13 protein-coding genes are annotated in these 21,115 nt (G+C 43.7%); 10 read left to right on the plus strand and 3 right to left on the minus strand.

The features are described 5' to 3' along the window. Positions 1–398: 398 nt before the first annotated feature. The gene (locus H7844_12795) at positions 399–812 is read right to left on the minus strand and encodes a helix-turn-helix domain-containing protein (GenBank protein MEO5358157.1); all 414 of its coding nucleotides are present in this window, start codon (positions 810–812) and stop codon (positions 399–401) included. A 591-nt stretch (positions 813–1,403) separates the two neighbouring features. On the opposite strand from H7844_12795, the gene H7844_12800 reads away from it, so the two are divergent. The 10 genes from H7844_12800 to H7844_12845 all read left to right on the plus strand — a co-directional run bounded on the left by H7844_12800 (position 1,404) and on the right by H7844_12845 (position 16,476). Continuing rightward, positions 1,404–1,931: a hypothetical protein gene (locus H7844_12800; protein MEO5358158.1), complete on the plus strand. Its 528-nt coding sequence runs from the start codon at positions 1,404–1,406 to the stop codon at positions 1,929–1,931. Between the two features lie 188 nt (positions 1,932–2,119). Next, positions 2,120–3,637: a tetratricopeptide repeat protein gene (locus tag H7844_12805; protein ID MEO5358159.1), complete on the plus strand. Its 1,518-nt coding sequence runs from the start codon at positions 2,120–2,122 to the stop codon at positions 3,635–3,637. Then, positions 3,638–4,690, plus strand: coding sequence for a chemotaxis protein CheW (locus H7844_12810; GenBank protein MEO5358160.1), 1,053 nt, complete (start codon positions 3,638–3,640; stop codon positions 4,688–4,690). 21 nt (positions 4,691–4,711) lie between these two features. After that, entirely contained in the window at positions 4,712–6,862 is a 2,151-nt protein-coding gene (locus tag H7844_12815; protein MEO5358161.1) for a methyl-accepting chemotaxis protein, read from the plus strand. A 36-nt stretch (positions 6,863–6,898) separates the two neighbouring features. Beyond that, entirely contained in the window at positions 6,899–9,328 is a 2,430-nt protein-coding gene (locus H7844_12820; GenBank protein MEO5358162.1) for a hybrid sensor histidine kinase/response regulator, read from the plus strand. Next, the gene (cheB, locus tag H7844_12825; GenBank protein MEO5358163.1) at positions 9,325–10,422 is read left to right on the plus strand and encodes a chemotaxis-specific protein-glutamate methyltransferase CheB; all 1,098 of its coding nucleotides are present in this window, start codon (positions 9,325–9,327) and stop codon (positions 10,420–10,422) included. Before H7844_12820 ends, cheB begins: the two co-directional genes overlap by 4 nt. Before the next feature lie 7 nt (positions 10,423–10,429). Further along, a complete protein-coding gene (locus H7844_12830) occupies positions 10,430–13,360 on the plus strand; it encodes a response regulator (protein MEO5358164.1) in 2,931 nt (976 codons plus the stop codon). A gap of 46 nt (positions 13,361–13,406) precedes the next feature. Further along, positions 13,407–14,747 (plus strand): hybrid sensor histidine kinase/response regulator, encoded by a 1,341-nt coding sequence (locus tag H7844_12835; GenBank protein MEO5358165.1) that lies wholly within the window; start codon positions 13,407–13,409, stop codon positions 14,745–14,747. A 22-nt stretch (positions 14,748–14,769) separates the two neighbouring features. Further along, on the plus strand, positions 14,770–15,852 hold the full coding sequence (locus tag H7844_12840; GenBank protein ID MEO5358166.1) for a glycosyltransferase: 1,083 nt from the start codon (positions 14,770–14,772) through the stop codon (positions 15,850–15,852). 69 nt (positions 15,853–15,921) lie between these two features. After that, positions 15,922–16,476: a hypothetical protein gene (locus H7844_12845; protein MEO5358167.1), complete on the plus strand. Its 555-nt coding sequence runs from the start codon at positions 15,922–15,924 to the stop codon at positions 16,474–16,476. Here H7844_12845 and H7844_12850 read toward each other — a convergent pair. Continuing rightward, a complete protein-coding gene (locus H7844_12850; GenBank protein ID MEO5358168.1) occupies positions 16,473–17,450 on the minus strand; it encodes an acetyl-CoA carboxylase carboxyltransferase subunit alpha in 978 nt (325 codons plus the stop codon). The genes H7844_12845 and H7844_12850 overlap by 4 nt on opposite strands. Before the next feature lie 8 nt (positions 17,451–17,458). Next, positions 17,459–20,830 carry a DNA polymerase III subunit alpha gene (gene dnaE, locus H7844_12855; protein MEO5358169.1) on the minus strand — a complete coding sequence of 1,124 codons (3,372 nt, stop codon included), beginning with the start codon at positions 20,828–20,830 and terminating at the stop codon, positions 17,459–17,461. Between the last annotated feature and the right edge of the window lie 285 nt (positions 20,831–21,115).

Consider the following 21,115-nt stretch of genomic DNA (forward strand, 5'->3'; position numbering starts at 1 on the left):
CAAATTAAGAAATCTTGCAGGGCAAACGCATTAGCAAAATTTTTTTTACACTTTTAACAAAATTTTTTGCTTGACACTTCCGTTTTTAATTTGTATAGTGTAGGCGTAAGTATTCAATTAATTTTTTCAGGGATGGAGGAGCTTGGTTATGAAATATCTGATGCGTAATCAAATTGGTGTGGTTTTTGCTTCTCTCTCTTAACTCTCCTTTAATAGTAATAATCTTACCATTCAAATTTAAAGACGTATCCCTGCGTTTAACTACCCTTGCTTATTGTTCCAACGGAAGGCTTTGTTTGTAAATAAAATAGCGTGGCAGCATGTCTGCCGATAGTTTTAGGAGGTGCTTTATGGAGGTTATTTTTAAATCACGGGTGGGGGTAACTTGACGCTTACATTTACTTGATTAATTTGCCGTTGAGTATTATCGGCACTAAAATTATAGATATAACAATTAGTATTGTAATGGCTATATAAATATATTTTTTGCTTCCTCCGGACTTGCTCTTAACATCATCCAGCTGAAACCTCAGCGGTTTTACACACGCAGGTATATGCTCCTTTTGACTGTGCTTTCCGTTTCCGCCGTTATTGCTATAAATCTTAACAGCTTCTGCAGGGTCTAATTCAAGTGATTTAACATATGAGCTTATAAAACCCTTAATATATAGCTCTGAGGGAAGGGAACTATAATCCTCATGCTCAAGCGCCATCAGGTAACTTATCTTAATATTAGTCCTTACCGATATTTCCTCCAAAGAAATACCGCTTTCATCCCGCATTTTCTTAAGATAATCACCTATCATCTTCATTAATTCTTATACATATATACGCTAAAACAAATAAAAAAAATTGTCAAGAGAAAAATAAAAAAATTCTATATATCGCCGGCAATTGTTTCTGAAAAAAGGATTACAATCTTCATATCACCTTGCATTCTTTCAGGAAGAAACTATCGATAAAAGTTCGGGGATATTCCCCCTCCCGCAAGGGGAGAAAAGAAGGGCATATTACCATGCTTGCCGTGATATAGATTATCCTTCAAAAACAGACACTTACGATGAGTTGCATAGCAGTAGATACCGCCTGTTTACCCGGTACTTGCAAAACCATTTGAATATATTGTAAAGTAAGCAAGGTTGATGTTTGCATTTGTGAGCACTTAATAGCTGTAAGCGTTAAGAGTGTTCAAACAAGTATATTATACCGAGTTGCAGTCAGAAGTAAACGCAGGCGGCTGGGAGAAAGCGACACCTCCCCTCATAGGGGATTCCCCTTTAGGGGAGACGCCCCGGAGCTTTTGACGAAGCCAACAAAGTTAGGCGATTGAATGTAACTCGGTATTAGTCTGTAGCTGCCTGGGGTTGCTAAAACCCCTCGAAAAATAGTTTAAGGAGGGATTAATGGGTAAGATGAGAAATTATGGTTTTTCGAAAGTATTAACCTTGTTGCTGGCTCTGGCATTGACTCTGAGTTTTACAGCTCTGTCGTTTGCCTTTACAAGGGGTGATAAGGTGGAGGTATCGTGGAAAGGCTCGTGGTATCCTGCAACAGTGCTTAAGACAAAAGGTGATCTGACGTACATTCACTATGACGGCTATAGCAAGTCATGGGATGAATGGGTTGGTTTGGACAGGATAAGAAGCACAGACGGGCCGTCGTCCTCAGGGCCGTCGTCGGGGCTTTATTCAGCCGGCGACCCGGTTGACGTTAAATGGAAAGGCTCATGGTATCCAGCTCATGTTCTAAGGGCAAGCGGAAACCAAACATATATTCACTATGATGGATACGACAGCTCATGGGATGAGTGGGTTGGGCCGGAAAGAATCAGGCCTGCCGGACGTGCTGCGCCGGTTGTTGTACCGCCACCACCTACCACCACCACGGTTGCACCATCTGTAAACATCAATATTCCAAATCCATTTAAATAAGAAAAAAAACTCTTTATCACAAAAAGGGGCCTTCCACAGGCCCCTTTTCATTTCTCTTCTTTATAATTTTTTCACCTTTAATGTATTATATCGTAGCGCTTTAAAAAGTGCTTATTATGTAAAATACCTGATAAGGAGGGTCCGTTAAACTCTGGATATGGCGTTAAGATTTCTTAAAAACAATTCGGATGAGCAATAGTCCGTCGCTAACCACCATTCAGAGCTTCATCTCCGCCCATACAGGCTTGCATGTTGATGAAAAGGACTTAAACACCACAATATCGTCAAGACTGCGCCATGTGTCTGTAGATTCTGTGGACGCTTATTGTACGTTTCTAACGGCGGACACTCCGGAGAGCAAGCATGAGTGGAAGGTGCTTTATCAGACTATAACAACCGGAGAGAGTTTTTTCTTCCGTGACAAGGGACAGTTTTCACTCCTTAGAAACATAATTCTCAAGGAGCTTATTGAACACAACAGGGATAGGCGTACACTTCGCCTTTGGAGTGCAGGATGTTCAACAGGTGAGGAACCATACTCACTTGCCATAGTGGTTAATGAATTACTCCCTGATATCCACCTGTGGGACATCTCGATTATCGGCACAGACATTAACGAAAGCGCCATAGAAAAGGCCATCAAGGGCCACTTCAGTGAGTGGTCTTTCAGGATGGTACCCAAAGACGTTATATCGGCATATTTTATAAAACGAAAAGGACATTACGAAATAGACCCACATATCCGCCGTATGGTTAATTTCAGGCAGGGCAATCTCATTAAAGACACATATCCCGATGTTATCGCAGGTATATGTGAGCTGGATTTAATAATTTGCCGGAACGTGTTTATTTATTTTCAGCCTGAAAACATATCAATAGCGCTGCGTAAGTTAACACAAAGCCTCAGGCATGGCGGCTATCTCTTAACCGGACATGCGGAGTTGCAAGCTGTGCCGCTGCGGGGTCTTGTACCTGTGACTTACCCGGACTCCACTATTTTTAAGCGTGGTGAAAAAGACCACAAGAATCCGGCGGAACTGCCAATTAATTTTGTGCCTCTTGCGCATATACCGGTTGTGCATATACCGGTTAAAAAAATCGAAAAATCCACACAAGGTAAAAAAATTCACACTCAGGCTGCACACCAAAAGAGCACCGCTGTGGAGCCAATAAAGAAAAAACCTGACATCAGGAAAGCATCCGGGTTTATGGATGAGGCTAATGCCTTATTAGAGGCTGGTCAGTACCCCAAGGTAATAGAAAAGATGAAATATCACCTGACAGATAATCCTAACAGCTCAGACGCATACGTTTTGTTGGCGGAGGCGTATGCCAACACCGGCGACCTTGCCAACGCAGCTGTTGCTTGCAAAGAGGCCATTGCTATAAACTCTCTGGATATACGCCCCTATTACCTCCTGTCTCATATTGCACAGGAGTATGGCAATGAGGAGGAGGGAAAGGATATGCTTAAGAGAGTTATCTACCTCGATGCCAATTGTGTAGCGGCTTATATGGAGTTAAGTATTTTATACGAAAACAGCGGAGATGTATTAAGGGCTGAAAAACTAAAGGAGACTGCGCTTAATATTCTTGAAAAATTACCGTCTGATAAGAAAATAGACTTTTACGGCAGCCTGAGTGCCGGAGAGCTGCTCCGGCAGTTAAAAAAGCAAGGTTTAACCGAAGTCAGAGGTAAGGTATAAGTGACGGATGCGATTATGATAATACCCTATATTGCATTTCGTTGCGGCAGGTTTGTCTATGCCGTTGACTCCTTGCATGTGCGTGAAATAATCCATTTGCCTGAATTCAAACTTATAGACGAGGCACCGGATTATGTGGCAGGACTTGTCAATGTCCGCGGAGGAGTTATACCCCTTATAGACATTGATAAACGCTTTGGACGTAAAGGGCTGCATTACTCATTAACCGATAAGGTTATTATCTTTAGCCACAATAAAAGACTCATAGGCGTCATTGTAAATGAAATAGAAGATATTTATGATATACCCTCAGATTCGATAGAAAAGGCGCCGCTCTATAGTGATGATACAATGCACCGGAGCGGTTTTATAGAGCAGGTGGCAAAAATCAATGAAGATATACTGATGATTTTAAGCCACCACAAACTTTTTGACTCCCGTATCATGGCATTAATCACCCAATATGAGGGGCTGGAATCCACGGCTGATGAGCTGCTATCCGATAAGGCCTCATCCTCGGAGGAAAACACGGAGACAGCCGCTGTGTTTCATAAGAGGGCGGTGGCACTGGCCCTCAGGGATGTGCTGCGGTATGACGGCAGTGCACTTATGCCGGTAGCAGTAGTTGAGCTTGAGAATGAACTCTTTGGCATCGAGCTGGAGAGCATCCGTGAGTTTATATCCGTGCAGGAGTACCGGCAGGTGCCCTGCTGTCCTTCTCACATAATTGGAAACATTAACCTCAGGGGTGAGATTGTAACCCTGATAGATATCCGCAGCACCATCGGGCTGTCCCGTAGCGGCAGTGGAAAGGCTATGGACTCTGCCGTTGTGGTTGTCATAGATAATTTTACAGTAGGTATTTGTATAGAAACTCTTCGTGACGTTTTATACCTTCCGGCATCGGAACAAAAAGAGCTCCCGATAGCCGTTAGAGACGCTAATGAAAACTTCTTTAAGTGCACCGCCATCTTTGAAGACAGAGCTATTGTAGTTTTAAACCTGCAAAGTGTTTTGTACAGGGGTGGTTTAGTAGTGAATGATAGCTTGTAACCAATATTAGGAGGAATTTTAATGAAAGTGAAAATGTCGTTAAAGATGAAACTGTTTGCCCTGTTTATATTAATTGGAATGATACCATTTACCACCGTTGGGATTTATGCATACACAAAAACAAGGGACAGGTTTATACAAAAAACTCTTGATAAGCTCGTAGGAATGAGGGAACTAAAGAAGGCTCAGGTAGAACAATATTTTAAAACAATTGAGTCACAAGCCTCTACCTTTAGTGAAAGCAAAATGACTGTGGAGGCTATGAAGGAGTTTTCAAGTGCGTTTTCTCAGGTCGAGAAAGAATCCGCCGCAAGATACGATTCCAACCTCAAGCACAACGAGGACCAACTTATGGTGAGGTATCAGACACAGAAAGACAGCACCCCGGATGTCCCGGATAATATCATAGCTTCATGGTGGCCGCAAAAAAAGACTGTCAGAATTCTCCAGCATGACTACATATCAGGGAATCCTTACCCTGTAGGAAGTAAAGGGAAATTGGATTACGCCGCCGGCGACAACACCTATAACTCTGTACATAAAAAATACCATAAGATACTGCGTAACTATACAAGGAAGTTCGGCTATTATGACATGTTTTTGATAGATGCCGAAACAGGCAATATAGTCTATACAGTGGATAAGGAACTTGATTTTGGAACTAATCTGATAAGCGGTCCTTACAGTGATTCAGGCCTGGGAAGGGCCTTTGCTGCCGCTGTTGAATCTAAAGAAAAGGGTTTTGCTAAACTGATAGATTATGACCCCTATGCGCCTTCAAACAACGCCCCTGCCGGTTTCATTGCCGCCCCCATATTTGACGGCGATAAAAAAATAGGCGTCCTTGTCTTTCAACTGCCTATAGACAAAGTAAGCGATATAATGACAAGCAGCAAGGACTGGAAAAGCGTTGGACTTGGTCTTACCGGAGAGTGCTACATAGTGGGTGATGACTTTCATATGAAAACAAACTCGAGGCCTTTAATAGAATCTCAGGATAGTTTTATCAGATCACTTCAGAAACTTGGTGTAGATAAAAAGATTACAGATGAAATCAAAAGACATAATACTTCAGTAGAAATTCTTAAAGTAAACACAGCAGATGTAAAAGAATCCCTTGCCGGTATTTCAGACAGCCATATAGGAGCGCTCAACTATCTTAATGTTCCATCCCTCATAGCACATGCTCCGATTAACATTCCTGGTCTGAAATGGGTTATCATTGTGGAAGAGTCGGAAGCACAGGCATTGAAAACATCGCATGAACTGTTTAACATCATGTGGATTTTGGGTATAATTACCGCTGCCTGTGTTATTGCTATAAGCTATTTTGTAAGCCGCTCCTTAAGTATTCCGCTAAACAGGGGGATAAACACTATTTCATCCTCTACAACCGAAATCTCAAGCACGGTTGAACAGCACGAAAGGACGGCGGCCCAGCAAGCCTCGGCGGTTAATGAAACAACCACAACTATGGATGAGCTCTCCGCCTCCTTTAAACAGTCCTCCGAGCAGGCAAGAACCGCCTCAGACGGGGCAGGGCAGGTGTTAATTATGGTAAATGAAGGTGTTGTTAACATAAATGAAATGCTTCACGGCATGACTGTACTAAAGGAGAGGGTAGAAGCTACCGCCACAAGAATTTTACAGTTAAGTGAAAAAACCACCCGCATAGAAAGTATTGCATCTGTGGTTTCAGACTTTGCCAACGAAACCAAAATGCTGGCTATGAATGCCGCCGTTGAGGCTGTAAGGGCTGGTGAACACGGTAAGGGGTTTTCTGTTGTGGCTATGGAGATCCGAAAACTAGCGGAGCAGAGCAAAAAATCGGCTGAAGAAATCAGCGATGTGGTTGCAGAGATTCAAAAAGCCACAAATTCCACTGTTATGGTCACTGAGGAAAGCACAAAGACCGTGGATAAGGAAATGGAACTGGCTGAAAACACAGCCGAAACGTTTAACAAGCTCACTACCGTTATAAGAAGCTCCGCCGAGAACATTCAACAAATATTCCTTAACATTCAGCAGCAATCAGCAGCTATTACACAAGTGGTGGATGCGATGGGTTCAATAAACAGGGGTGTGAAGGAAACCTCCGCAGGCATCACACAGACAAAGCAGGGCATCAGGAGCTTAAACGATGTGGCTAAGGAACTTAAGGAGATGGTATAAGGATGGGCAGCGGCTTGACAGGTTAAAAGGGCAATCATGATAGAAGATCAGGAATTAAGAGAAATATTTAAAGCTGAAACAGAGGAGCATCTACAGAAACTCGAGGAAGGGCTCTTGCAGCTTGAGCAAACGCCGGATAAGCCGGGGTTGCTGGAAGAGCTGTTTCGGGAGTCACACTCTCTGAAGGGTTCTGCACGGTTAATGGGTGTTGATAAAATAGAACTTGTCAGCCATACGCTGGAGGATATGTTATCCAAAGCCAAACGCGGAGCCACTAAGCTATCCACCTCATCTGTAAACAGCATATATAAATGTCTTGATATTATAAAAGCGCTGCTGCATGAGGCTTTAACCGGAGAGACCACCAATATAAATATATTGCAAATAATCGAGGAGCTGAAAGGTGAAAAGATCGGAGGCACTTCTGAGATAAAACCTGCTGCCGGGGCGCCGGTAGTGCAGAGCCGGGAGCCTGAAATACAAGCAAATGAAACAGCGGCGGCTGTGGCTATAGCCGCAGTATCGCAGCCTGCCTCCGGTTCCACCGATACGGAGCATAAGGAGATTTCATCACAAGTTAAAGAGCCCTCAAAACCCGTTGCACCTGCTTATGTGAAAGAGCCTAACGTCACAGCGGATGATAAAACGCCGCCCTCGGAGGGCGACAGTGAACAGACAAAGATGGATGTGGAGGCTCAACAAGCCGAGGGCACTGTTCTTTGGCTTGATGAGGGAAAACGCACCATAGATACTATAAGAGTGGATGCTTCTAAACTTGACTCTCTCATTGTACACGTCGGGGAGCTTGTCGTAATCAAAAACAGGATAAACCAGCGCATTAGCGACATTGCAGAGACAGTGGCAATGTGGGACAGTGTGATATTGCGGGAGTTAAGGGCAGGTAACGGTTCAAACCCCGCACATAAAGCTCAGTTTGCAAATAACCTGGAGGTGTTTCATAAGTTTTTGAGTAATCTTAAAAATTCACTGCAGGAAGACGGCTCAAGGATTTCCTTTGTAGCACAGCAGCTGGACCACGGAGCCCACGAGCTCATGCTTATTCCGCTCTCCACGGTGTTTAACCCCTTTAAACGTATGATGAGGGATTTGGCAAATGAAAAGGCAAAAGAGATTAACTTTGTGATAGAAGGCGGAGAGACAAGAGCGGAAAAACGAATAATCGAGGAGATAAAAGACCCCCTCATGCACATGTTAAGGAATTCGACAGACCACGCAATAGAGACTCCGGAGGTGCGCACAGCGCTTGGGAAAAACAAGTGCGGTTTGATCCTCTTAAAGGCTTATAAAGAGAGTACAAATATAGTTATCGAGGTATTTGATGACGGTCAGGGGCTTAATACGGAAAGGATAAAAGAGACAGCCATTAAGAATAAACTCATTGGACGTGAGGTGCTGGATAAAATGTCCACCCCTGAAATACACAAGTTAATTTTCTTGCCGGGCTTTTCTACAAACCGTATCGTGACTGATATTTCAGGCCGCGGCATAGGAATGGATGTTGTCAAGACTGCCCTTGAACGCCTAAAGGGCGGTATTGAGGTGGAATCTGTTCCTAACGAGGGATGTAAGATGACAATGCGCATCCCCGTGAACATTTCAACCACCAGGGTGTTTCTGGTGAGAGCCCGCAACAGAACTTACGCCCTGCCCATAGAACTCGTTATGACCACCTTTATGCTGACACTGTCGGATATATATAACCTGGAAGGCCACAAGACAATTACATTTGCCGGTAATCCCGTCTCCGTCCTATATATAACCGATATCCTTGAGGTCTCAGAGCAGGGAGATTCAGGTAAAACCCTCAGAGCTGATTCATTGGCTCAGAGACTTCCCTGCATAATGTTTAAGGCGGATGAGCAGTTTTTCGGTGTTTTGGTGGATGTGCTTGTAGATGAACAGGAAATAGTGGTAAAATCCTATGGCGGGATATTAAAGCGGGTGCGTAATGTCTTAGGCTCAACGATATTGGGCAGCGGTGAGGTTTGCATGGTGCTGAATCCGCATGATATACTGAAAACGATAAAGAGTAAGGGCTTTACCTCCACATCGCTTCAACAGGCGGAGACGGCGGCACGGCAGCATAGTGTGTTAATGGCGGAGGATTCCATAACGACCCGAACTCAGATGAAACGCATACTTGAGGGAGCCGGCTATGCGGTTACAGCATGTGTGGATGGTCTTGATTGCTTGAATAAGCTGAAAACCTCAGAATTTGACGCAGTGGTGTCAGACGTTCAAATGCCAAATATGGATGGACTAACTTTAACTGAAAACATAAGAATGGATGCTAAGTATAAGGAGTTACCAGTGATTTTAGTAACAACGCTCTCCTCCGAGGAAGACATGAAGCGCGGTATAGAGGTGGGAGCAAATGCCTACATAACCAAACCGGCATTTGACAAACAGGTGTTTCTGGAGACATTAAAAAGGCTTATAGTATGAAAAATTTGATAAAACGCATAAAAGTACTCATAGTGGAAGACTCCCCTGTGGCGGTGTTGGCTCTGAAGCGTATGTTTGCAAGCTCTGATGAAATCGAGGTGGTGGGAGTGGCACGGCATGGAAAAGAGGGGCTTGAGATGATTCCCAGACTTAACCCCGACGTAGTATGCACAGACCTTCATATGCCTGTCATGGATGGTCTGGAGTTTACAAAGGAAATAATGGCAAGGCATCCGCTTCCCACCCTTGTGGTGAGCGTATCAGTCAGTGAAGACCATACCCAAAACGTATTTCAGCTTTTGCAGGCCGGCGCCATAGACGTGTTTCCCAAACCACAGGGAGCTTTGGTTGATACCACAGGCGAGTTTGCCGCCGAACTTATAAGCAAGATAAAGGTTCTTTCAGGGGTCATTCCCTTTAGTAAACTAAAGAGAAGGGGACAGGCAGCCACATCTCCCACCCCTGCTCAATTGGATAACGCTGTAAGTGTTTCCTTAAACAAGGACCTGAGAATGATTGTAATAGGGGCCTCAACCGGAGGCCCACAGGCCCTTGAAACCATACTTAAAGGGCTGCCTCATGATTTCCCTGTTCCCATAGTTTGCGTGCAGCACATAAGTGACGGTTTTTTAGAAAGTCTTGTTGAGTGGCTGGATAAGGCTTGCAAAATGAAAGTGGCTATTGCACACAACAATGAAAGTCCGCAGCCCTCAACCGTATATTTTGCTCCTGATCACAAACATCTAACCTTCAACAATGAGGGCGGGTTTCTCCTTACCGGTGCACCTCCGGTAGATGGGCACAGGCCCTCTGTCACGGTGACAATGGCCTCTTTAGCGGAGCGCTTCAGAGCGTCAGCCTTAGGAGTGCTATTAACCGGTATGGGAAGGGACGGAGCCGACGGGCTGCTGACAGTAAGCAGGGCGGGGGGCGTTACAATAGCTCAGGACAAAGAGAGCAGTATTGTCTTTGGGATGCCTGAGCAGGCCATCAGATTAGGCGCTGCCAAATATGTACTTGATGTCGGCAGCATCGCAAGGGTTTTAGTTGACTTTGCGGCCAAAGAGAAATCTGTGGTTATAAATAAAGCCTGAGGCAATTATGGATAAGACCAGATTACTTGTCGTAGAGGACAGTGCCATTCAGCGGGAGCTTCTGAAGCGTGTTTTGCTGCGTTTCGGTTATGACGTAGTCTCAGCGGTGGATGGTATAGATGGGTTTGCCAAGGCGGAAAAACACAGGCCGTCGTTAATCATAAGCGACATTTCAATGCCGGGGATGGATGGCTATGAAATGTGCCAAAAAATAAAAAACACAGAAGGGCTGGCAGCCATTCCTGTGATTTTGTTGACAGCCCTTTCCGATGTAAGGGAAATCATACGAGGGCTCCAATCCGAGGCCGACTACTATATAACTAAGCCGTATGATGAAAAATATCTGCTGCTGTGTATAGAGTCACTTCTTTCAGATGTAAACAAAGGGCGGGATGACAATCCCGAGGAGGGGCTGAAAATTAACTTTCTGGGTGAACAATATACTATAAAATCCAATCCGAGACAAACGTTAAACCTTCTCCTTTCAACCTATGAAAATGCCGTCCAGAAAAACACGGAATTAATCAAAGCACAGTTTGAGTTAAAAACCCTCAACGAGGAGCTTGAAAATAAGGTAAGAGAGCGGACTAAGGAGCTGCAAGCCTCTGAGGAGTCTTACAAAGTGCTCTTTGAAAATACATTCAGCGGATTTTACAGATTTAGCCCCGAGGGCAAATTCCTTTCGATAAACCCGGCCTTTACCACGATGCTGGGTTATTCAAGTAAGGACGAGCTTTTGACCTTTTGTCAGGACCTGTCCTGCCAGTATTTTAAGCGCAAAGACTATGAAAAATTTATGGAAGCCCTGAAAAACAATGCTTCTATTAAAGACTTTGTGAGCCATTTAAAGAAGAAAGACGGCAGCGAGCTGATTATTGAACAGAACATCAGGGTGGTGAAAAACGAGGCGGGGCAGCCGCAGTACTATGAGGGATTTATAAATGACGTAACAGAGTGCAAGCGTGCCGAGGCACAGCTGATTAAGCTCTCAAGCGCCATAATACAAAGCCCGGTGGCTGTAATTATAACGGATATTGACGGCAAAATAGATTTTATTAATCCTAAGTTTTGTGAGGTGACAGGGTATAGCCGGCAGGAAGTGACAGGGAAAAACCCCCGCTTTTTGCAATCCGGTAAGACTTCCCCTGAGGTCTATGCTAATCTTTGGGAAACTATCAGAGCCGGTGAAACGTGGCAGGGAGAACTTCTTAACAAAAGAAAAAATGGCAACTACTACTGGAACAGTATCACAGTATCTCCAATAAAGGACGCCGATGGAACTATTACACATTATCTGTCTGTAAATGAGGACATTACACAACGCAAGGAGGTGGAGGAGGCGTTAAGAAAAGCTAAAGAGGCCTCTGAGGTGGCAAACCGTGCCAAAAGCGAATTTCTGGCTAACATGAGCCATGAAATCCGCACCCCGATGAATGCCATTATTGGTATGTCGGGGCTTGTTCTCGATACCCCGTTACAACCTGAACAGAAGGAATACATAGAGATAGTGCTTAATTCAGCCAATTCTCTTTTGACCATTATAAACAGCATTCTGGATTTTTCAAAAATAGAATCCGGCAAACTTGAGCTGGAGGAAATAACCTTTGACCTCCGTGACTTAATAGAAAACATATGTGACCCTCTTTCCATACAGGCTCATAAAAAAGGGCTCGAGCTTTCATACTATATAAGACAGGGGGTAGCTCTTAAACTGATAGGTGACCCGGCCCGTCTTGGGCAGATAATCATCAACTTAATAGGTAATGCGCTGAAATTTACAGAGAAAGGGGAAATATCAATAGGGGTGGATACAGAGCCCGGCTATGACAGCGGACAGTCGGTAATGCTCCACTTTACCGTTGCTGATACCGGCATAGGAATACCTGCCGCTAAGTTTAAATATATATTTGAGAACTTTTCTCAGGCGGACGGCTCAATGACAAGAAAATATGGAGGTACAGGACTGGGGCTTGCCATATCAAAGCAGCTGGTAACTCTGATGGGTGGAGAGATATGGCTTCAGAGCGCTGAAGGCAAGGGCAGTACGTTCCATTTTACATCAAAGTTCTTTCTAAGCGCTGTTAGTGAATGTGCAGAGCCGTTGTGCTTTGACCATGCAAGGGTGTTGATTTCCTGTGATTTCACCAGCAGTTGTTCCATAATCAGAGACATTCTGGAGTGCTCCGACAACGAGGTTATTGAAGCAAAAGGAGCGGATGATACATTTAAAAAGCTGGAAGATGCCAAAGCGGCGGTAACTCCCTACGATATAGTCTTTATTGATGTGCGTCTTGCAGGGATTGGCGGCTTTAAAATGGCGGAGCGGATAATAAATGATCCGGCCATTCCATCCTCGGTTGTTATGATGCTCAACTCCAACCAAAGAAGCGGAGACGTTGAAAGGTGTAAAGAAATCGGAGTCTCATCGTATCTGATTAAACCGATAAAACACAGGGAACTTATAAAAACCATGGAGGAGCTGCTAAAAAAGCCGTTGCCTAAAATAGAAGCCGTCACTGAGCAGCTTAAGCTGCAGCCGGCAGCGACTGATATCTCGGCACTCCGCATTCTTCTTGTGGATGATAACCTTACAAACCGTGTGGTTGCTAAAGGGATAATGAAAAAGCACGGCTATAGCATAACTGAGGCTGAGGACGGGCAAAAGGCTGTAGCACTTTTAAGTGAGGGACTGTTTGATATAGTTTTAATGGACGTGCAGATGCCGGTTATGGATGGTTTTGAAGCAACAAGGATAATCAAGGCAACAGAGTCAACCCGTCATATTCCTGTGATAGCAATGACGGCACACGCTATGAAGGAAGACAGACAGCGGTGCCTGGATGCGGGAATGGATGACTATATCACAAAACCGATACGGGCGGCGGAACTTGTTGAGATGATAGAACGTCATAACCCTCTAAAACAACACAGCCGATAACAATATATGGTAAAATACATTAATCACATAAAGGGGCTTTTATATTATGTCGGAAAATGATCAAAAAAGCGGCGCAGAGATATTACTAGTTGAGGACAGCCTTAGTCAGGCGGTGTTTCTCAAAAACTTGTTAGTAAGATATAGATATCAGGTGAGGATAGCCAGAAACGGGATGGAGGGGCTGGAGTTTCTGAAAGAAAGCCTGCCTGCCATAATAATAAGCGATGTACAGATGCCGGTTATGGATGGATATGAAATGTGCAGAAAGGTTAAGCACGATAACACCTTAAAGGGCATACCGGTGATACTGCTTACCCAGCTGTCGGCTGTGGAGGACATAATAAAGGGTCTTGAGAGCGGAGCGGATAACTTCATAATAAAACCCTACACCGAGGATTCATTAATACACAGAATAGAGCAATTGATTAGGTTGTATAAAACAGAACAGGGCCCGGTCGGCCCGGCATCAGGGATAGAGTTAACACTTGGGGGGAAGAATTATATTTTAAACCCGGAACGCCGCCAGATTTTAAATCTCCTCGTAACGACTTATGAAAAGGTTATAGACCAGAATAAGCAATTAATCGAAAAGGAATACGAATTAACCAGAATGAATACGCTTTTAGAGCAGCGGGTGGGGGAGGAGACAAGGAAGCGGCTGGAGCAAGAGCAATTGTTGATTCATCGTTCAAAAATGGCTACGATGGGGGAAATGATTGGGGTAATAGCACATCAGTGGAAGCAGCCTCTGAATTCCTTTGCCCTGATGATGCAGGATTTGAAAGAAACCTTTGAACATGGAGAGCTTAATCAGGACTTCATAGACAAGACTTATGAGGACTCAGCAAGGCAGATAGAGTTTATGTCAAAAACGATAGATGATTTCAGGAAGTTTTTCAAACCATCAAAAGAAGTAACCGAGTTTAATGTGGTTGATGCTGTTAACGAGGTTATACGAATATTATCATCTCAGATAAAGAACAGCTCAATTGATATAAATGTAGAAAGAGTTAAGTACAGCGATCTAACCGTCAGAGGGTATCGTAATGAGTTTATGCATGTGATTTTAAATATAATATCCAATGCTCGGGATGCTATAGTGGCAAGGAAGCACAGCGGGCACTCTGAAAATCGTGCAATTTCAATAGTAATTAAAAAAGAAGGTGCAAACGTTGTAACAGACATAATGGATACCGGAGGTGGAATTGCACCTGACATCCTCCCCAAAGTATTTGACGCTTATTTCACAACAAAGGGCCAGTCAAACGGCACAGGAATCGGTCTTTACATAGCAAAGATTATAATAGAAAATAACATGGGTGGTACCATATCGGCTGACAACAGAAGCTGCGGAGCCATTTTGAAAATATCAATCCCGCACTCATGAGCAAAGAGGAGATGGCCTGACAATGGCAATTCCGTTTTTTTCAGTCGTTATAGATACATACAATTACGGTAATTATTTAAAAGAAGCGATAGAGTCGGTTTTAAACCAGACATTTCCCCTAAGTGAGGTGGAAATTATAGTTGTTGACGACGGCTCCACTGATAACACCTCTGAACTGGTAAAGAAGTACAAAGATGCTATAACCTATATATATAAGGAAAATGGCGGGCAAGCATCGGCTTTTAACGCGGGGTTTTTACGTGCAAGGGGAAAATTTGTTTCTCTCCTGGATGCAGATGATTTCTGGTATAAGGATAAACTAAAAATTGTAGCTTGCCATTTTGAAAAAAGCTCCGGCTCTGTGGATATCGTAAACCACAACCTTAGTATATCAGAGGAAAATGGAGGAGATGCATATTGGTGGAATCAGGATGAGGGTGAGGTTGCTTTCAGGCAATACAACTCTGATGATTATATCGGTGGTATTCTTATTCCTGTTGTTCCAACATCGGGAAATACTTTCAGGATGGATTGCCTTAAAAAAGTGCTGCCTGTTCCGGATTACTACAGAGTTTGTGCCGATTCCTACCTGCATACAGTAATGCCTTTAGTTGCCGGAAAGATCATCTACATACCGGAGCCATTGGGCGGCTACAGAATTCATGGTAAAAATTGCTGGTCAAACCATGATACCTTTACTATAGAAAAGATCATTGAGAAAGAATCTCTCAACTTACACGACCTGCAAAAGTGGATGGATGCTGCAGGTTTAAAAAACAGACTGGTTGAAAATAAAATGCAGATGGCTATTAACAGAAAGAAAATATTTTATTATAACAGCAGAGGTGAAAAACTGAAGGCTCTGAGGGAAGCTCTGTTATATAAAGACTTTGCCCACGCAAACCCGCCCATATTATACAAGATACTTAAGAGAATCTCGGTGCTTGCAAGTGCTGTGATACCACCGGATGACTACCATGAAATCTGTGAGAGGTCTTACTTTCTCTATGTGTGGCTTATGAGAAAACTCTGGAAGGATTTGAAATATGCCCCTATCATAAATAAGATGGCTAAAAACAAGACGGGTTTGTCAAAAAAGAAGTGAACATGTTTCCGTTTGAACTTAGGCAAAACGCTATAATTATTAAAAATTTTAATGCAAAAGGGAGGTTGTATGAGGGAGAGAACCTTTTTTGACTGGATTTACGATAACAGGTTTAAAATAGGTGAGGTGCTGTTTTTTGTATGGCTTCTTTCTATTATTTACTGGGCTTCCCGGTTCCCTGACATCGAAGCACAACCTATGAATAAATTTATAATAGTTGATAAAATAAAAGATGCCGATGATGAGGGACTTACGGCCCGTGCCGCTCTGACATTTATTTTTTGGCTTGCCACATCCGGTATCTTTTTGGCGGCGGCGGTGCTTTATGCCTTTGCGTTTATAAGAAATGTAATTGTTGATTTAACTAAAGGAGCCGTTTCACATAAATATCATCATTTGGTTGCGCCTGCTCTTTTAATTGTTTCCCTGTGGCCGTGTTTCAGCTATCAGCAGGAGCTAAAATCTGCTGCTTTAACGTTTAAAATGCAGGGGAAAGAAATAGTTACGATGGCGATGGGCTTTGATATCAAACTTAAACGCAAATCACCGGCTGCTGAGGCAACCTCTAACGGACAGGACTCTGATTTGAAAACCTTAAAGGATACGATTAACGAAAACCGTTAGGGTTTTATCTCTGAAAAAGAACCGATATTTCTGAGCTTATTGTGTCTGTTTTTCAATAACTGTTTAGGCGGGATTTTTCTGAGATATTTTATGTTCTCAATTACGTAGTTTTTTATCGTCATAGCAGTACTCTGCGGGTCTTTGTGGGCCCCGCCCGGCGGCTCCGGTAAAATCGCATCTATTATGTTGAAACTTATCAGGTCTTTTGCCGTAAGTTTCAATGCATCGGCTGCCTTAGCGAAGTCCTCCTGGTTAAGCCCAGCCTCTGAGTCCCACAAAATAGCGGCACAGCCCTCCGGCGATATTACCGAGTAGATTGAGTGCTCAAGCATTACAAGACGGTCTGATACGCTTAAGGCCAGTGCCCCGCCACTTCCACCCTCTCCAATAACAATGGATATTATCGGCACCTCTATTGTGGAGATTTCCATCAGATTAACGGCTATTGCCTCGGCCTGTCCCCGCTCCTCCGCACCAATTCCCGGATAGGCCCCCGGTGTGTCTATAAGTGTCAGTATCGGAATATCAAACCTCTCGGCAAGCCTCATCAGGCGAAGCGCTTTTCTATACCCCTCAGGGTTTGGCTGCCCGAAATTTCTGACAATTCTGTCCTTTGTTCCTCTTCCCTTCTGGTGTCCCACAATCAGCACGGAGATGCCCTCTATTGTGCCAAACCCTCCCACGATTGCCGGATCGTCTGCAAATCTCCTGTCACCGTGAAGCTCTATAAAGGTGCCGGTTATTTTGCTTATATAATCCATTGTGTATGGTCTGTCAGGGTGGCGTGCCAGTTGGCATTTTTGCCACGGAGTGAGATTAATGAAGATTTCTTTTCTTAAACTTTCTAATTTCTCTAAAACCGGTAAAATTTCCGCACCATTGTCCGATGATTCCGCACTCTGCAACTCCTGCATCTGTGCAACTTTTAACTCCAACTCCTCAAGAGGTTTTTCAAAATCAAGGTATGATCTCATGGTCGGCTTCAGTTAAGGGCTACTGTGCCCTTCTCCAAAATATCTTCTATTTTATCAATTAAACCGGACTCCACCGATACGTTAAACGCTGTCGCTATGGTAGTTACCATATCGTCGTTATAGAGCTTAAGATAGACCGGAAGCGGCCCTGCAACAAACGACAGTGTTTCCCTCAGTTTTACATATGTTGCTTTATTGCAGTGCTTTTCAAAGAGTTTTATCTCTATATGTTTATAAGCGTCATCTATAGCTTTCTGAAGCCGTTGAACCTCTGCGGCTAATATTTTAGTGCCCTTTTCCGATGCCTCCAGTTTGCCTCTTATAACAACCAGGGCATCCTTTTTAAGAAACGTATCACAGCGGGAAAAAATATCAGGAAAAACTACAACCTCCACACTCCCCTCATCGTCTTCCAACTGCACTATCGCCATCTGTCCCTTATTGTCCTTAACCTGTTTTTTAGCCAACGCTGATACGATACCTGCTACCTTTACCTCCTCCTTATCCATAATATTCTCAAAAGCGGAGGTCTTTACGATGTTTAACTGCTTTAATTCCCTTTCATGATTCTTAAGCGGATGGCCGGTTATATAAAATCCAAGTGACTGCTTTTCAAAGCTGAGCTTTTCATTTTCATCCCATTCGGTTTCTGTGCCGGCTGCACTAAATATCGGTATAGAGCCAAAAAGAGACGGTGTGTTATGGCCGCTGCCGTTTAATAAAATATCTAAGTTTTCAAACGCTCCTTTACGGGTTTTTATCATAGAGTCGAAGGCCCCGGCCTTTATAAGGCTCTCTATTACCTTTTTATTGACTCTGCGGGAATCCACCCTACCGATAAAATCCTCAAGACTTCTAAAGAGCCCTTTGTCTCTGGTTTCAAGCACTGACTCTATTGCCGCAGAACCAACCCCTTTTACCGCCTCAAGCCCAAAACTTATGGCGCTGCCGATTATTTTAAACTTCCTGTCGCTGACGTTTATATCCGGGGGCAGTATCTCTATAGACATTTCACGGCATTCTTTTATAAATTTCACAATCTTATCGGAGCTATCCTCCGTGGAAAGGTTAGCCGCCATGAATTCCACTGAGTAGTGGGTCTTCAGGTAAGCTGTCAGGTATGTTATGTAGGCATACGCTGCTGAATGGGATTTATTGAATCCGTACTTTGCAAACATTGCCATCAGATCAAATATTTTAACTGCCGTAACTTCTTTTATCCCATTTTTAACAGCTCCTTTAACAAAATCATCCTTTTGCTTATCCATCTCATAGCTTATCTTTTTCCCCATGGCTTTTCTCAGTATATCGGCCTGTCCCATGGTGAAACTTGCAAGCTTATTGGCTATCCTCATGACCTGCTCCTGATACAGAATGACTCCATAGGTCTCCTCCAGAATGTCCCTTAACTCAGGTAATTCGTACTGAGCCGGGACAAGCCCCTTTTTCCGCTTTATAAAGTCATCAACCATCCCGCTGCCAATAGGGCCGGGCCTGTACAGGGCAACCAGCGCTATCAGGTCTTCAAACCTGTTAGGAGCCATTCTGATTAAAATATCACGCATCCCTGAACTCTCAAGTTGAAACACACCTGTTGTGGTCCCCTGCCCAAGGAGCTGATACGTTTTTTCGTCATCAAATGAAATACTTTTTAAATCCAGCTCTATAGCCCTGTCTCTGAGATAATCCTGAGTCTGCTTTATAACTGTAAGTGTCTTAAGGCCTAGGAAGTCAAACTTAAGAAGCCCCATCTTTTCAATAGAGCCCATGTCAAACTGGGTTATGATGTTTTCCTCGTTTGTGGGCTTATACAACGGGGTATAGTCGGTAAGCGGCGTGGGGGAGATGACAACACCTGCGGCATGAGTGGAGGCATGACGGCATAATCCCTCAAGCCTCATTGCAATATCAATCAGATTTTTAATTTCCTCTGATTTTTCATAGGCATTTTTCAAGTCCGGCTCAGCCTGCATGGCTTCTTTAATGGTTATATTAAGTGTAAGGGGAATCAATTTGGCAATTCTGTCAACCTCTGCGTAGGGCATTGCAAGGGCCCTTCCAACGTCTCGTACCGCAGCCTTTGCGGCCATTGTACCAAATGTTATTATCTGTGCCACATGGTCTTTGCCGTATCTCTCAGCCGTGTAGCTTATAACCTCTCCGCGCCTGTCCTTACAAAAATCCACGTCAATATCGGGCATACTTATTCTTTCAGGATTTAAAAAGCGCTCAAAGAGCAGATTGTACTTAAGTGGGTCTATGTCGGTTATATCCAAAGTGTAGGCAACTAATGAGCCTGCGGCGGAGCCCCTACCAGGACCAACCGGTATCCCCCTGGTTCGTGCATAGTTTATAAAATCCCACACTATTAAAAAGTATGAGGCAAAGCCCATCTTCTTTATAACCTTTAGTTCCGATTCAAATCTGTCAACGTAGGGCTTCTCAGGCGTTGGGCTTACTTTCTTTGCCAGCCCCTCGCGTGCCAGCTTTTCCAGGTAGTCCTCAGGGCTCAGATTGCCGTTAAAGTTATATCTGGGGAGGCGGATATCATAGAGTTTAAAGGTCAGATTACACTTTTCGGCAATCTCTCTGGTATTTGACACCGCCTCGGGTATGTATGAAAAAGCGGCAGCCATCTCCTGCGGCGATTTAAAATAAAGGCCGTCTGTTTTAAACTTGAGACGGTCCTCATCATAAACAGTTTTGCCGGTTTGAATGCAAAGTAGAATTTCATGAGCTTTGGCGTCGTCCCTTGTTAGGTAATGGCAGTCGTTTGTGGCAACAACCTTTATGTGAGTGTCATAGGAGAGTTCAATTAGTTTTTTGTTAAGCTCTTCTTGTTCGGGGAGTCCGTTGTTTTGAATTTCAATATAAAAGTCAGGGCCGAAGATATGTTTAAAGTACAGAGCGGCCTCTCTGGCCTTATCGGTCAATCCCTGCTGCAAATACCATGGCACCTCACCTTTCATGCACGAGCTAAGGGCTATAAGACCGCCGCTGTACTGTGTGAGCAGGTCCTTGTCAATACGCGGTTTGTAGTAAAATCCCTCCGTGTAGGCTTTGGTTACTAAAGAGACAAGGTTTTTATATCCGTCCATGTTTTTAGCTAAAAGGATAAGATGGTGGTATGTACCTTTGATTTTTTCAAGACGGCTGCCGGAGGATATATAAACCTCTGAGCCAATGATAGGCTTTATGCCGGCATCTGAGACCTTTTTATAAAACTCCATGGCGCCAAACAAGTTACCGTGGTCAGTGATGGCAAGGGCTGCCAGTTTATACTCCACCGCCTTTTCAACCAGTTCATCTATACGGATAGCTCCGTCTAACAAACTGTATTGTGTGTGCAGGTGTAACGGTACGTAATCAGCGTGGTGCATAGGTTGTATAATACCTGTTTTTTTACTGCATTGTCAATCTGATACCAAGTTGCAGTCATTCGATTAACTTTGCTGGCTTCGTCGAAAGCTCCTTGACGTCTCCCCTAAAGTGGGAATCAGTCACTCATAAACAAAAGCAAACAGCTGGTATAAGCACAATTTGAGTGTTTTATACTGCACTCCCCAGAAATTCCTTTAATTCATCTAATGAACCGGCTTTTCTGATAAGATTTTTAAACTCTTCTAATGTATCTATAGTATTTATAGCTCTAACCATATTCATTA

It is taken from the genome of Nitrospirae bacterium YQR-1, assembly GCA_039908095.1.
Classification (GTDB): domain Bacteria; phylum Nitrospirota; class Thermodesulfovibrionia; order Thermodesulfovibrionales; family Magnetobacteriaceae; genus Magnetomonas.

What these genes read in the sequence shown, in the direction of transcription:
- H7844_12830 (MEO5358164.1), top strand. Translation starts at nt 10,430, where the DNA reads ATGGATAAGACCAGATTACTTGTCGTAGAGGACAGTGCCATTCAGCGG.
- H7844_12850 (MEO5358168.1), bottom strand. Translation starts at nt 17,450, where the DNA reads ATGAGATCATACCTTGATTTTGAAAAACCTCTTGAGGAGTTGGAGTTA.
- H7844_12820 (MEO5358162.1), top strand. Translation starts at nt 6,899, where the DNA reads ATGATAGAAGATCAGGAATTAAGAGAAATATTTAAAGCTGAAACAGAG.
- H7844_12845 (MEO5358167.1), top strand. Translation starts at nt 15,922, where the DNA reads ATGAGGGAGAGAACCTTTTTTGACTGGATTTACGATAACAGGTTTAAA.
- H7844_12815 (MEO5358161.1), top strand. Translation starts at nt 4,712, where the DNA reads ATGAAAGTGAAAATGTCGTTAAAGATGAAACTGTTTGCCCTGTTTATA.
- H7844_12795 (MEO5358157.1), bottom strand. Translation starts at nt 812, where the DNA reads ATGAAGATGATAGGTGATTATCTTAAGAAAATGCGGGATGAAAGCGGT.
- cheB (MEO5358163.1), top strand. Translation starts at nt 9,325, where the DNA reads ATGAAAAATTTGATAAAACGCATAAAAGTACTCATAGTGGAAGACTCC.
- H7844_12805 (MEO5358159.1), top strand. Translation starts at nt 2,120, where the DNA reads ATGAGCAATAGTCCGTCGCTAACCACCATTCAGAGCTTCATCTCCGCC.
- H7844_12840 (MEO5358166.1), top strand. Translation starts at nt 14,770, where the DNA reads ATGGCAATTCCGTTTTTTTCAGTCGTTATAGATACATACAATTACGGT.
- H7844_12835 (MEO5358165.1), top strand. Translation starts at nt 13,407, where the DNA reads ATGTCGGAAAATGATCAAAAAAGCGGCGCAGAGATATTACTAGTTGAG.
- dnaE (MEO5358169.1), bottom strand. Translation starts at nt 20,830, where the DNA reads ATGCACCACGCTGATTACGTACCGTTACACCTGCACACACAATACAGT.
- H7844_12800 (MEO5358158.1), top strand. Translation starts at nt 1,404, where the DNA reads ATGGGTAAGATGAGAAATTATGGTTTTTCGAAAGTATTAACCTTGTTG.